This is a genomic window from Acidaminobacter sp. JC074, assembly GCF_022496765.1.
Classification (GTDB): domain Bacteria; phylum Bacillota; class Clostridia; order Peptostreptococcales; family Acidaminobacteraceae; genus JABXKX01.
Genome location: NZ_VANV01000009.1, coordinates 145,116 through 159,333, shown reverse-complemented (window position 1 = coordinate 159,333; position 14,218 = coordinate 145,116). Strand labels below are relative to the sequence as shown.

General features: G+C 35.7%; 14 protein-coding genes. 11 read left to right on the top strand and 3 right to left on the bottom strand.

All coding sequences use genetic code 11. The annotated features are described in order from the left end of the window. The first annotated feature begins 119 nt into the window (after nucleotides 1-119). The 7 genes from EZV73_RS11220 to EZV73_RS11190 all read left to right on the top strand — a co-directional run bounded on the left by EZV73_RS11220 (nucleotide 120) and on the right by EZV73_RS11190 (nucleotide 6,539). The gene (locus EZV73_RS11220; RefSeq protein WP_240840406.1) at nucleotides 120-1,550 is read left to right on the top strand and encodes a leucyl aminopeptidase; all 1,431 of its coding nucleotides are present in this window, start codon (nucleotides 120-122) and stop codon (nucleotides 1,548-1,550) included. After that, nucleotides 1,551-2,051 carry a thiol peroxidase gene (tpx, locus tag EZV73_RS11215; RefSeq protein WP_240840405.1) on the top strand — a complete coding sequence of 167 codons (501 nt, stop codon included), beginning with the start codon at nucleotides 1,551-1,553 and terminating at the stop codon, nucleotides 2,049-2,051. It abuts the gene before it with no gap. Between the two features lie 118 nt (nucleotides 2,052-2,169). Then, on the top strand, nucleotides 2,170-2,586 hold the full coding sequence (locus EZV73_RS11210) for a MarR family winged helix-turn-helix transcriptional regulator (protein WP_240840404.1): 417 nt from the start codon (nucleotides 2,170-2,172) through the stop codon (nucleotides 2,584-2,586). Between the two features lie 61 nt (nucleotides 2,587-2,647). Further along, nucleotides 2,648-3,166 (top strand): hypothetical protein, encoded by a 519-nt coding sequence (locus tag EZV73_RS11205; RefSeq protein ID WP_240840403.1) that lies wholly within the window; start codon nucleotides 2,648-2,650, stop codon nucleotides 3,164-3,166. A gap of 9 nt (nucleotides 3,167-3,175) precedes the next feature. After that, nucleotides 3,176-5,557, top strand: coding sequence for an endopeptidase La (gene lon, locus EZV73_RS11200; RefSeq protein WP_240840402.1), 2,382 nt, complete (start codon nucleotides 3,176-3,178; stop codon nucleotides 5,555-5,557). Nucleotides 5,558-5,611: 54 nt separating this feature from the next. Continuing rightward, entirely contained in the window at nucleotides 5,612-6,115 is a 504-nt protein-coding gene (locus tag EZV73_RS11195) for a DUF1697 domain-containing protein (protein ID WP_240840401.1), read from the top strand. A gap of 61 nt (nucleotides 6,116-6,176) precedes the next feature. After that, nucleotides 6,177-6,539 (top strand): CGGC domain-containing protein, encoded by a 363-nt coding sequence (locus EZV73_RS11190; protein WP_240840400.1) that lies wholly within the window; start codon nucleotides 6,177-6,179, stop codon nucleotides 6,537-6,539. A gap of 9 nt (nucleotides 6,540-6,548) precedes the next feature. On the opposite strand, the gene EZV73_RS11185 is transcribed toward EZV73_RS11190, so the two are convergent. Then, nucleotides 6,549-6,869 (bottom strand): putative heavy metal-binding protein, encoded by a 321-nt coding sequence (locus EZV73_RS11185; protein WP_240840399.1) that lies wholly within the window; start codon nucleotides 6,867-6,869, stop codon nucleotides 6,549-6,551. Nucleotides 6,870-6,950: 81 nt separating this feature from the next. Next, nucleotides 6,951-8,225 carry a M24 family metallopeptidase gene (locus EZV73_RS11180; RefSeq protein WP_240840398.1) on the bottom strand — a complete coding sequence of 425 codons (1,275 nt, stop codon included), beginning with the start codon at nucleotides 8,223-8,225 and terminating at the stop codon, nucleotides 6,951-6,953. 52 nt (nucleotides 8,226-8,277) lie between these two features. Between EZV73_RS11180 and EZV73_RS11175 the strand changes: the two genes are divergently transcribed. The 3 genes from EZV73_RS11175 to EZV73_RS11165 are packed head-to-tail and all read left to right on the top strand — an operon-like array spanning nucleotide 8,278 to nucleotide 11,981. Next, entirely contained in the window at nucleotides 8,278-9,036 is a 759-nt protein-coding gene (locus EZV73_RS11175; protein ID WP_240840397.1) for a phosphotransferase, read from the top strand. 47 nt (nucleotides 9,037-9,083) lie between these two features. Next, nucleotides 9,084-11,612 (top strand): ATP-binding protein, encoded by a 2,529-nt coding sequence (locus EZV73_RS11170; protein WP_240840396.1) that lies wholly within the window; start codon nucleotides 9,084-9,086, stop codon nucleotides 11,610-11,612. A gap of 9 nt (nucleotides 11,613-11,621) precedes the next feature. Next, nucleotides 11,622-11,981: a response regulator gene (locus EZV73_RS11165; protein WP_240840395.1), complete on the top strand. Its 360-nt coding sequence runs from the start codon at nucleotides 11,622-11,624 to the stop codon at nucleotides 11,979-11,981. Nucleotides 11,982-11,993: 12 nt separating this feature from the next. On the opposite strand, the gene EZV73_RS11160 is transcribed toward EZV73_RS11165, so the two are convergent. Next, on the bottom strand, nucleotides 11,994-12,644 hold the full coding sequence (locus EZV73_RS11160) for a TetR/AcrR family transcriptional regulator (protein WP_240840394.1): 651 nt from the start codon (nucleotides 12,642-12,644) through the stop codon (nucleotides 11,994-11,996). 99 nt (nucleotides 12,645-12,743) lie between these two features. Between EZV73_RS11160 and EZV73_RS11155 the strand changes: the two genes are divergently transcribed. After that, nucleotides 12,744-14,216, top strand: a complete 1,473-nt coding sequence (locus EZV73_RS11155; RefSeq protein WP_240840393.1) for an aspartate aminotransferase family protein — start codon at nucleotides 12,744-12,746, stop codon at nucleotides 14,214-14,216. The last annotated feature ends 2 nt before the right edge of the window (nucleotides 14,217-14,218 follow it).

Here is a 14,218-nt window from a genome sequence, read left to right as displayed (position 1 = left end):
AAATATGAATGTAGGGAATGCTTAGGGAGTCGAATTTAAATTATACAAAATTGTAATTATTACAAATTACTATTGCATAATAATTTAAATTGTGTACAATGTAATCAGGAGGTAGAGATATGAAACTAAATATTAGGGACCAAGTTGAAAAATATGACGGTATGATTTTACCGCTTTATGAAGATGGATTAGCAACAAAGGTATTGTCATTACCGCTCGATGAACTACAAGGTTCAAAGAAATTCGAAGGTAAGATGGGTACAACATATAAGTTAACAGCTGTTGTTGAATCTTCTTTAAAAGAGATCGTACTTCTCGGTTTAGGTAAGAAAGATGACTTAAACTTTAGAAAATTACTAAATGGTTTTGCTGATGCTTATCGTTTGGTCAAAAAGCAAAAAACTGAAAAAGTTGTTTTACATATAGAAAATCTTGAGCATCAGGAGATACTAGCTAAGGCTGCAACAGAGGCAGTACTCATGGCTGACTATTCATTTGATCTTAAGACAAAAGAAAAAGAAGACAAAGAGATTGAGCTTGACATGATTACTTCAGTAGATATGAAAATTATCAATGAAGCCTATGTATTAGCAGAATCTAACTTAGTTGCAAGAGACCTTGTTAACCAACCAGCCAACTTAATGTATCCAGAAACACTGGCAGAAAAAGTACTTGAGCTTGGTGAAGAAAAAGGTTTTGAAGTAGAAATATTTGAATTAGAAGCAATCGAGGCAATGGAGATGGAAGCTTTCTTATCAGTTGCAAAGGCATCTGATAGAGACCCTAGATTGATTGTTATGAGATACAAGGGCAATCCTGATAGTGATGAAGTACTTGGTTATGTCGGTAAAGGTTTAACGTACGATTCAGGTGGTTTGTCAATTAAGCCTACAACAGGTATGGTGACAATGAAGTCAGATATGGGTGGCGCGGCAGCAGTAATAGGTGCCATGACTGCCATCGCTGATATGGAGTTAAAGGTCAACGTAACAGCAGTTGTAGCAGCATGCGAGAATATGATTTCAGGTAACGCATACAGACCAGGAGATATTATTGGTTCTATGGGTGGTAAATCGATCTTTATCGGCAACACAGATGCTGAAGGTCGTTTAACATTAATAGATGCCATGCATTATATAGTAACAAGAGAAAATGTTAACAAGGTATTAGATATTGCCACATTAACAGGAGCAGCTATTTATTGTACAGGTGATGCAGCTTCAGCGGCAATTTCAAACAACGATGATTTCTTTAAGGCTGTCAATGAAAGCTTTAATAAGTCAGGTGAGCAGATCTGGAGAATGCCTATATTTGATGAGTATAAAGAACTGATCAAACATGAAGAGGCTGACTTAACCAATACTGCTGGTAATCCAGGTACCATTACTGCAGGTCTATTCATTGGTGAGTTCACAGGTGACCTACCATGGACACATATCGATATTGCAGGCACAGCATTTTCTAAGAAAGAAAAAGGTATTTTATCAAAAGGTGGTACAGGCGCGGCTGTAAAACCATTATATTATTTAGCTAAAAACGAGGAGGCATAAATGATCAAATTTGCAGGTAATCCAATCAATGTATTAGGTAATGAAACTAAAGTCGGTGAAAAAGCAGTTGACTTTACAGCAGTAAAGCAAGACCTTTCACCATTCAAACTAAGTGACTTAGATACTGACAAAGTAAAAGTTATCTCTGTAGCACCATCAATTGATACAGGTGTGTGCTCGTTACAAACTATCTTCTTTAACCAAGAAGCTGCAAAACTAAAAGACCATGTGGATCTTGTGACAATTACAGTAGACCTACCCTTTGCTCAAAAGAGATATTGTGCAGCAGAAGGTATTGATAACTTAACAGTTGTTTCTGACTACCAAGCACATGACTTCGGTATGAAGTACGGTTTCTTAATTGATGGCCTTAGACTTTTAACAAGAGGCGTAGTGGTTATTGATAAGGACAATACAATCAAACATGTTGAATATGTTGAAGAAGTGACAAATGAGCCAAATTATGATGCAGCTCTAGAAGTCGTAAAAACGTTGATATAACTTGATTCTGATACACCTGTTCATATGGGTGTATCTTTTTTATTTTTTAGTGTTGACAAGGAGGACTTCTGGTTGTATCATATAGTTAGGAAAAGCCAAACTAACTAAGAGGTGTACGATGGATAGTCGCGAAAAATTGATTAAAAGCTTAGGTAATTTGTTTAAACTTAAGGGCAGCTGTTATGCCAATGTCTTAAACGACTTGAACTTATCAGAATTAAGTTTAAAACAAATGGATTATTTGAAAAGCTTGAACAATGTGTGTGGTGTAACAACCAGTCAACTGGCTGAAAAGCTGGATCTATCAAAACCGACTGTAACAGAAATGGTAAAAAAATTCATTAAGATGGGTATTGTATATAAACAATCTTGTCCTTCAGACGGGCGTGTCTATTATCTGAAGTTAACAGAAAAAGGGCAACAAATAGTGGATTTAGGTATCATGACCAATGTTTACATGGCAGAAAAACTTATGTCTAAGTTAGATGATGAGGACATAGAAACTTTAAGCAATATATTATTAAAAATAGACTAAATCTATTTTTTTTACAAAGATAGTTAGGGAAACCAAAACTAATTAATTGGGAGGTAAGTTAGTGGGACAGTTTTTTGACCAGTTCGATGAGATTTATACGAACAGAGAGCAATACAATTTATCTTGGGCTTTTAAGGATGCTCAGGATAAGTTAGATGACTATAAAAAGGATGTCGTAGATACAAAGATTAAAAAGGAGTGTATTTTCTCTAAAACACTTAATAAAGAGTATGAACGTTTTAGATATAAAAACCATTCTGAAATAAGAAAACAAAAGATGATTTCAAGCATTTTTATGAACACACATGGTCTTTTAAATGTATTGGAGATTTTACTATCGGTTATCTTGGTTATCTTAATTTCAAATGTATCACATTCTGAAATGTTAGGACATGGTACAGAGTTGTTTAGTGCTTTGGTAGTCATTGTATTCGCTTTTATTAAAGTCTTTTTGGAACAACTGGTTTTAAAGCCAAGAATGGAAGCATTGGGTTGGCAAATGTATAAAAGGTCGGTAGATGTATTAAAGAGTTTATCTGAAGATATTAATGAACAAATCGGCTATGTAGAGGCCGTGTAGGAGGTTCGTATGAACAAACATGTGGTAATGCCTTTAAAGGATATGGTGTTATTCAGCAAAGGTCAAATTCATATTAATGCAGATGAGCATTATGATATGTTATTGCAAAAGCGTATAGATGAAAATGATGGTTATGCCATTGCTTTAACACTAAAAGAGTACAACGATACAAATATATACAATGAAAAAGATTTCTATCATATAGGTAATCTGATAAAAGTAACTAAGGTAAGCAGAGAATCAAATGGCTATAGACTTTCAATGGATGTTTTAGAACGTGTGATTGTTTCATCATTTGATGTGGAGCCAAATGCTTTTATAGCAACTTATGAGCCTTTAGCAGATATGGTTGATATGGATCCAAAATCTGAAGAAGAGATGGTGGGTTATGTTAAGAACATGACTGAGGAAATGAGCAAGAATATTCCTGGGTCTGAAGGCTTTACAAAACACTTGTTGCAAATGACATCTATGAATGAGTTGATTGCTGCTTTGATGCCATATTTACATCTTTCAACAGAAGAGAAGCAGGCAGTACTTGAGATGACATCTATAAGAAAGAAAAGCTTGAGATTTCTAGATATCATGATTGAAAGAAAAGAGCAATTAAATCTTCAAATTGAAATGAACAGCAAGTTTTCTGATTCAATGAATCAAACTTACAGGGAAAGACTTTTAAGAGAACAATTAAAATCAATCCAAGAAGAATTGGGTGAAAAAGAAGGCAAGTCCAAAAAAGACTACAGAGCCAAAATCAAAGAGGCAAAACTACCAGAAGACATTGAAGAAATTGCTTTAGAAGAAGTGGATAAGTTGGACAGAATGGGACCAAATGGTGCTGAATCTAATGTCATTAGAAGTTACTTGGATTTAATTCTTTCTTTACCTTGGCATGCAAGTGAAGTCAAAGACATAGACATTTTGGAAGCAGAAGAAGCTTTAGATAGTAGACATTATGGTCTTAAGAAGGTTAAGGAAAGAATCATTCAGCACTTAACAGTTATGAAACTTAAGAAAAACAAACAAGGTTCCATTCTTTTATTGGTAGGTCCTCCGGGAACAGGTAAAACAAGTCTTGCAAGATCCATTGCTGAAGCCTTAGATAGAGAGTATGTAAGAATCTCTTTAGGTGGTGTTCGTGATGAAGCTGAAATCAGAGGCCATAGAAGAACTTATATTGGTGCTATGCCAGGTAAGATCATTCAAGGCATGAAGCGTGCTGGCAGTAAAAACCCTGTATTTGTACTAGATGAAGTTGATAAGCTCATGGTATCAGCTAGTGGTGATCCTGCAGCAGCTCTATTAGAAGTATTAGACCCTGAGCAAAACAATACATTTAATGACCATTATTTAGATGCACCATATGATTTAAGTGATGTCTTCTTTATAGCAACTGCCAATGATTTAAGAACCATTCCAGGACCACTTCGTGATCGTATGGAAATCATTCAAATCGGTTCTTACACAGCAGTAGAAAAATACCATATCGCAGTCAGACACTTATTTAACCAGTCTTTAGAAGAACACGGTTTAACTGAAGATGACATCAAGTTGTCTGAAAATGCTTTTAAGGCGATTATCGATAAGTATACACGAGAAGCTGGTGTTAGAAATCTTAAGAGACAATTGGATAAATTGGTGAGAGTAAGCTCTGAAAAGATTGTAACAGGCAAGGTTGAAAGACCATATAGAATAAGAGAAAATATGCTGACATCAATTTTAGGCCATGAAATTGCAAGATATGACCTGGTAAAAGAAGAGAACAGCCCAGGCGTTGTCACTGGCCTTGCATGGACACCAGTAGGTGGCGATATCTTATTCATAGAATCAGCATTTATTCCTGGCAAAGGTTCTTTAATGGTGACGGGTCAATTGGGTGATGTTATGAAGGAATCCGTAAGAATTTCTCTAAGCCTTATTAAATCAAGACTCCATACTTATATGACACCACAAGACTTTGCTAAATTAGATTTACATGTTCACGTACCAGCAGGTGCTACACCTAAGGATGGTCCTTCAGCAGGTGTAACTATGTTAACTGCAATTGCATCACTTGTAACCAATAAACCTGTCGATTCAAAACTGGCAATGACAGGTGAGGTATCATTAAGAGGTGCAGTGCTTCCAGTAGGTGGTATAAAGGAAAAAGTGATTGCTGCACACAGATCAGGTATTAAGAAGATTATCTTACCATTTGAAAACAAGCGAGATATCGAAGATGTACCTGTAGAAGTTAAGAGTCAATTAACTTTCGTTTATGTCAAGAAAATTGAAGAGGTACTAACTGAGGCACTAGGACTTGAACTTCCTGAGCCATATGTGAACGATTTTATGTTGAATATAGATGACAAGAAATCTGAAATTGGATTTAATGTCAATGAAGGACACTAAAAAAAGAATCTTAGGATTCTTTTTTTGTTGTATACTTATTAAAAAGGAGGCTTTATGAAAGTTGCATTCTTAAGAGGTATCAATGTTTCAGGCAAGAACAAGGTAGATATGAAAAGTTTAAAGACACTCTTAGAAGACTTTGGTCTAAGTCATGTTAAAACCTATTTAAATACCGGTAATGTCATATTTGATGGTCATATAAGTCTTGGTGAGTTTGAAGGGCTTATAGAAAAAAACTTCGGAATTTCGATTCATGTCATCATTAAAGAATCTGATGAATTAAAAGCTTATTCTGACAATTATCACTTAAGTGATGGTGATAAAAATGCCTATATTACCCTGTTCGATAGACCTGTAGATGGCTATGAAAGTTTGATTGATGAAAAGAAAAAGGACGATGAAGTCTATGAAATAAAAAAGGATCATTTCTATTTCTATGCACCAAGTGGTTATGGCAAAACAAAGATCAGCAACAACTTTTTAGAAAAGAAGTTGGATAGGACCGCAACGACCAGAAACATAAAAACCATCAGAAAAATCATTGACTTAATGGACTAGTTGACAGATTGCCTATATCTTTCTACAATGGTAGAGAACGTATAAGAAAGTCGAGGCAAATTTGCAAAGAATAGCGATTATGGTTTGTGGACAAGTTTCTCACAAATGTACAGGAAATGGATGCTTTAGGGCATTTAATGAAAAACAAGATGCTTTTTCAAGATATGAGGATGTTCAGATGGTTGCCTTTACGAGATGCGACCATTGTGATGGACAGGATAAGAATTTTGATAAGAAGATAGAAAAATTACAAAGTGCCAGAGTAGATACCATTCATTTATCGACATGCATCAGAGGTCGATGTGACAGGTATGAAGAAATGGCTCAAGAGTTTTCAAAACACTTTAATGTGGTAGGTTATACCCATGGCTCTGAAAATGGTAAGAAAGACAATTGTATTTGTCTAGAAAAAAAATCGCTATAAGCGATTTTTTTAGTCAATAATAACTGCTGTTCCTGATGCAGTAACCATAAGCATGTTATTTGATGTGCCTAGTACTTCGTAGTCAATGTCTACGCCGACAATGGCATTGGCGCCAATTTGACGGGCACGTTGTTCCATTTCCTTTATAGCATTTTCTCTTGCTTGAATCAGTTCACCTTCATAAGAACCGGATCTGCCGCCAAAGAAGTTTGTTAGGCCTGCTGCAAAATCTTTTACAAAATCCACACCGTTGATAACCTCTCCAAAAACAATGCCTTTGTATTCTCTAATGTCATGTCCCTCAATATGAGGTGTTGTTGTAATTATCATAATTGCCTCCTTTTTTAAATTAGTATAGCTTAAGAAGATTCATTATTTTGTTCATATGCACAAAAGGTGCAATTTAAGGTATTAAAATACATGGAGCTTATCTTGTCTGCCAGCAAAATAATGGGCTTTATTATCAAAGTAAATATCAATCTCTTGTCCATAAAGAATGTCTACATTTACTTCCTTGACATAGTCTTTGATGCATAGTTCTAAGGCGTAACATGTTTTGTTATGAAGCTTATATTCTCCCATGCCTTCTAAAAAATCTTGATTGGAAAACTGTCCTATTGTAGGGCCTGGACCGTGACCATAAAAGCCTATTGGATGGGTATATAGCCTAGCACCTGGTATGTGCTTAGATGCCTCAAGGGCATTTTTTAATATCTCATTACCCGTTAGACCTTCTTTAAAGTTTGCCATTACTATATCTTGAAATGCCTTAGCTTGGTCGTGCAGTTTTTCATAGGCCTCTATCAGGGCTTGATTACCATCATCTACATAAGCCATTTCTTGAATATCAGAACAGAGTCCTAAAAACTTTACGCCGAAATCGCAATGAAGCAAGTCACCTTCTAATATGACTTCATCATCATTTTCTAGATGGCTTTTATTTTTCCTTCTTATCCAGACTGTAGCATCAAACCACGGGATCATACCCGCTTGGTAGGCTTTTGTCATCAAATAATATCTTGCTTGTCCTATGGTTGTTTTTCCAGGCCTGATGACTTGTCTAGTATAACAAGAATCAATGATTTCTCGGGTTTTATGGACAATGTCTTTTAAATAGACCATTTCCATGTCGGTTCTAGTTTCTAACCATCTAAGGGTTAATTTTTCACTGGACTTAAGTTCTATATCCAGAGATTCTAAAAACTTATAGTTATTATGACTAAGACCATCAGCAAAAGGAGAAAGTTCAGAGGTGTTGACCAGGATGTTTTTAGGTTTTCTTTCCTGGATGATTCTCTTTAAACAAGCTTTTTCATCTTCTACTGGTAGACTTCTGATATAGTCTAAATCATAAGAACTTGCAAATGTAGTGTAAAACATTTCATAGTCAAAATTAGGTGGCTTTAAAAGAACGGGCTTATAAAACTTTTCAATAGTAAAGTCTGGCTTGGATACGATCATCCTTTCTACGGACTTGCCATTGTTGTAAAAGACCAGTATGGTCCTTTTTCTGGCTTGGTAGAAAGTACTGGGGAGAAAGGTTTTTAAACAAGGACCTTCATTGTATTCATCACCTAAAACAAGCCACATGTCTGCACCACATGCCTGCATGACTTCAAAGAGAAGTGTGTCTAATCTGTGAAGGAGTAATTGATCTTTTATCTTATCAGCTTCTTGTAAATTCATAGATACCTCCAATATCAGTTTATCATATGTTAAAATGAGTTGAGGAGTAATTATGGAATTAATTAAAAAGAGCAGTCAAGTAGATATATACTTACATGAAGGGAAAGTGATTAAGGTTTATCCTGATGGCATTACAGATGCCTTTATTCAGTATGAATACAAGCTTCATGAAGTTAGTAAGAAGTTTGGTTCTGAAAAAATTTATGGTATAGAAAAAGAAAACCATATCGCCTTTGAATATGTTAAAGGGGAGTCCATGCTCAAAAGATTATTGGCTCACACATCTAGAGTGCAATCTATGGCCAAGATATTTGCAGGTCTTCAAGAAAAAATACATGTAGAAGATGGTGGGGGTCTTGTAGACCAGAAATTCTTTTTCAGCAAGAAAATTATGGCCAGCAAACATCTCAGTCCTGATGTTAAAAATGAGCTTATAGACAGATTAAATGACCTAGAAAACAAAGGGGCTTTATGTCATGGAGATTTTGATTTAGACAATATCATCTATGTGGATCATTACCGGGTGATTAACTGGGACAATGCCTATAGAGGTCATCCTTTAAGTGATGTGGCATTAACTTGGCTTAAACTGTCACTTAAAAGAGAAAAACTGAGTAAAGGCTATATGAACCTATTTAGGTTCCTTTATTTAAGATATTATTTGTCTATCACAGGGTCAACTAATAAAGCCTTTAAATCTTGGTTGTCCATCGCTGCAGCTGCATCTATTGATGAGGTCAAGGCTGAAGACAGGCCTTATCTACTGAGCATTATTTTTAGAGATGTTAAAAAGGTGAATCTTTTCAAATAGTGAATATTTTCATGAAAATCAGGTATAAATGGCTATAAGGAGGCATTATGTCCAGATATCGTAGAGTACTTGTATTCTTTATTTTATTTATCTGCTTTATATATCTATATGGTATTTTTTATGAGTGGAATTATCAAATGCATACAGAAGACTTAAATACGCTTATTCTAGATAAAGCTTCTTTTTATGATGTCATTGATGACAATAAAAATATAGAAAATAGAGAGTTATCTTTAGATGAGGAAAAGTTACACGTCTATAAATATAATTTCGACAAGTCCATTCTAAGACAACTGTCTTTGAATAAAAATAAGAATGAAAATATCTATTTAATGATTGAAAAACCAGATGCACAGTATGTCGAAGTCCAGCTCAATGATCGGACAATCGGTACTTTTGGTTCCTTTAATGGCAGGGCAAACATTTGGAATGGAACTATTTTTGCAATTTTTAATGAAGATCTTCTTCATGAATCCAATGAGTTGACTATTATGATGAAGTCAGACTATATGACCGGTGTATCTGGTGACATTGTTTTTATGACCGATGTTGAGTACAATGAACTGTCATCATTGGTATCTAGCGGTATGTCATTAATTGAAATGGCGTCAAACATTGCCTTTATCGTTGCAGTCATCATCTTCTTAATGATCATCGCATGGAAGGATGAACTCTACAATAAACGTGTCTATATCTACTTTATGATATCTATAATAGCCTTAGGTATCTCTTTATATGATTACAGACTAACAAGCTTACTACCATTTGATTATCTGATTTTTAAGAAGATAACGGTGGTTTCTTATCATGTTTCTATCACCTTTGCGGCACTTGCCATCTCACATATGTTAAATGCAAAAATCAAGTTCAACTTAGGTATGGTGGGCCTTGCACTCATACTCTACAAAGTCTTTACAACCACTAATATGGTGGCTTGGCGTGATTCATATCAAGTTTTAAACTTGTTCTTAATAGCGGCTATTTTGCAGCTTGTTTTCACCTTGGTTTATTACAGAAGAAGGGCAGCTACGAGCGCCTTGCTCTTAATTATAGCCTTTTCTTTGGCTGGTGTTTCCATTGTAAAACTTGTTTACATCACATCAACGGCCAAGGCAAGTGGTTTTCTAATTGATATGCCGGTACTGGTTGTCATGTATGCTTCGGTTGTATTATTTGTCTTTTATTTTGAAATGCTTCAAATGGCCAGTGATCAGGATGTGGACCTTGAAAACAGTTTAAGTTTAACAGGGACTTTTACTATCGACAAACATCTAAAGGTTGTGGGCCAATATAGCAATACCTGTAATGCCATCTTTGATCGTTTGATAGTAGGCGCTCATTTAGGTGACCTTTTGTTTGAAAATGAACTTGATTTTGTAGAGGATATATTTACTAATATTTTCGATAATAAGTTTGATTTTATTGATGGTTTTTTAGATTTACTACCGACTGAAACAAGTATTAATTACAGAGAGTATGTCATCGCCTACCGTGTTTATGACAGGGCAGAACGCTTTGTTAGAATAACACTTAATGATGTGACCTTAAGTAAGGCATTAGAAAGAGAAATACATGATCAAAAGGAAATGCAGCGATTCTTCATCAATGCTTTAAAGTCTAAAAATGAGCTTTCCTACTTTATCCGAAAAACCCAGAGATTTTTAGAGATTTTAAGACTTGAAGGTTTTACAGAGGAAAACAAAGTTGAACTTCATACTTTAAAGGGAAACCTAGGCCAGTTTGGATTTATTCAGTTTGAAAGAACTGTTCATCAAATTGAAACGACCCTAGAGCATGATTATGATGCAAGTGAACTGATAGACAGAATGAAGATAGCCCTTTTAGATGCTATAAGGATGTTGGAAAGACATGTTGGTAAAGATTACTTTAATACAAGTTACCAAGAATATGCCATAAAGAAATCTGAAATCATAGAGTTAGAAAAACTCTATTTAGAAAATCATCAAGTGAACAAAGACTTCTTGTCCGCAATAAAGCGTTTGAAGAGCATCAATTTAAAGAAGATGATTTCTAGATACAACAATTATGTAGAAAGATTGTCTAATGAACTTGGTAAGGCAGTATTGCCATTTGATATTACAGGACAAGATGTCATGGTCCAACCAGAAGCCGCAGAGAATCTTGTGCTTTCAATGGTTGGTATCATTAGAAATTCACTGACTCATGGGATTGAAGAACCAGAAGAAAGAGTGGATAAGAAAAAAGATTCTTACGGGCATCTAGAATGTAACTTAGCAATAGAGAATGAAACCTTAATAATCACATTTTCTGATGATGGAAGAGGCATTGATCCTATCATCATTAGAATGCATGCCTTAGAACTTGGCTTGATTTCAGATGAAGACGACATATCTGATGAGGACTTGATTAATTTGGTTTACAGTAAGCGTTTGACGACAAATGATGAAGCCGATATGGTATCTGGTCGCGGTGTGGGTTTAATAGGCTTATTTGATTCAGTAAGCCAATTAGGTGGTATAATAAAAGTAAAGACAGAGATTGACAAAGGTACAGATATTATTCTGACCATACCAATAGATCGTTTAAAGGATTAGGGGGATGATATGGCAACAGTTTTAATTGTTGATGATTCTACATACTTCAGATTAAAGCTCAAGATGGAACTTGAAAACTTGGGTCATCAAGTAATAGGGGAGGCTACTGACGGGAAAAAGGCCGTGATGTTGTATCAACAACTAGAACCTGATATAGTGACGATGGATATCAGTATGCCTAATGTAGGTGGTATTGAAGCTGTAAGAAATATCATGTCTAGAGATCCAAGTGCAACAATCATCATGGTCAGTGCCATGGGGCAGAAACACCATGTGCTTGAGGCCTTAAAGTTAGGGGCCAAACACTTTATTGTTAAACCCATGCAAGAAGGGACTGTAAAAAAAGTATTGGATAAAGTATTAAACTAAGATGCCAGCATCTTAGTTTTTTAGTTGGAAAGCACCTGTAATAAAGCGCATGAGTTCATCCTCTAAGACTTGATCATTTTCAAGTGCATCTTCAGAAACATAAAGCTTTAAACGGTGTTTGTAGTATTCACATGTATAAGAAAATTGCAGCATCATAAAAAGATTGTCTAAAAAGAAGGCAAAGTATCTGGGTTGAAGGTCTTTGCTGATTTTTCCTTGGGCTTGAAATTTTTCAATTAAACCAGCATAGACATCAGCAGTTGCCCCTTCCATTTGGGTACAGAGCTGAACTACCAGTTCTTCATTTCTTTCCGTTGCCATGACATTATAAAGTCTGGTTGCATTGGCATCTACCTTTGAATAAGTTTGTATGGCACGAATGATTTTTCTGATGGTTTCGAAAAGATCGGAATTATCTATTACAATATCTTCTAGTATGCCTTTAATTTTTTCTACAGTGGTTGATACTACATACAAGTACATATCGTGTTTGTTGTTAAAATACTTATATAAGGAGCCGACACTAACGCCAGCCTTTGCTGCAATGGTGTTGATATTGGCTCTTGAAAAGCCATTGGTTGAGAACTCATCGATGGCTATATTTATGATGCGATTTTTCTTTTCTTCTGATATTTTATCAAATACTGGATTGGAATAAGTCATAAAATCTCCTTTGCTATAAAAATATTATAACAAATATTTTTCATATGTGTTATAATAAAATAAAAAAGTGAGTGAATATTCACTCAACGGAGGTGTAAAATGAATCAGTTTGCTATTACAGAGTATCCAGATGTGGAAAAAGTCACAAGAGAACTGGATGAACTTATCACAAAACCTATTTATTCTATTAAGCCGGAAGCTTTATCGACTTATATTTCAGAATATTTCGACATTAAGTGTAAAATGTCAAAAGAGATTATCCAGAAAGCTCAAGAGATCATTCCAGGTGGCGTTCAGCATAATCTTGCTTTTAACCATCCATTTCCTTTGGTTTTTACAAAGGCAGAAGGGGCTTTTTTAGAAGACCTAGATGGCAATACTTATTATGACTTTCTACAGGCCGGTGGTCCAACAGTCCTTGGATCTAACCCACCAGAAATAAGAGAGAAGGTCATTGGCCTACTTAATACTTGTGGTCCTTCTACAGGCCTTTTTCATGAATATGAATACAAACTGGCTAAGAAGATTTCTGATTCCATGCCTGCTGTAGAGATGTTTAGGATGTTAGGTTCGGGTACCGAATCATGTATGGCGGCTATCCGTGTTGCCAGACTTGCTACTAAAAAGAAACATGTCTTAAAGATGGGCGGCGCTTATCATGGATGGTCTGACCAACTCGCTTATGGCATCAGGGTGCCTGGAACCAAACATACACAAGCAAATGGTGTACCTAAACATATCTTTAAATGGACTGGTGAGTTCTTTCCTAACGACTTAAAGGACTTAGAGAAAAAACTCAAGCGCAATCAATTAAGAGGTGGTACAGCCTGTGTGATGATTGAACCTGTGGGACCTGAAAGTGGTACAAGACCCCTTAGTCGTGAGTTTATAAAAGGTGTAGAAAAGCTTTGTAAACAGTATGGAAGCCTTCTTGTATTTGATGAAGTAGTAACAGCCTTTAGAATCGGCATGAGCGGTGCCCAGGGTTATTTTGGTGTTTCACCTGATTTAACTGTATTCGGTAAAGTTGTAGCGGGTGGTTACCCTTCAGCAGGTGGTTTAGGTGGCAAGAAAGAAGTTATGAAGTATTTAACTGCCGGTATCAGTGGTGGTGGTAAACATAAGAAAGCTCTCGTTGGTGGTACCATGGCAGCAAATCCTTTGTCTTGTTTGGCTGGTTATTACACACTTTGTAGAATAGAAGAAACACAAGCGACTCAAAAGGCGGGCTTGTTTGCAGATAAACTTATTGCTGGTTTGAAGGAACTGATTAAAAAATATGATTTACCATTTGTGGCTTATAATCAGGGCTCTATTTGTCATCTTGAGACTGTAGGTACCATGCATTTTCATATCAATTGGTCTAAGCCATGGACCATACCAAAAGTACTTGAGGAGACTTCTAAAAGAAAAAAAGAGATGGAACATATCGGTGCTGCTTATATGGCAGAAGGCCTAGTAACTCTAGCTGGTTCTAGACTTTATACATCAGCAGCTTATACAGATGATATGTTAGAAGATGTTTTAAAACGATTTGAAAATGTATTTAAACATGTAGGAAAGATAGGATAATT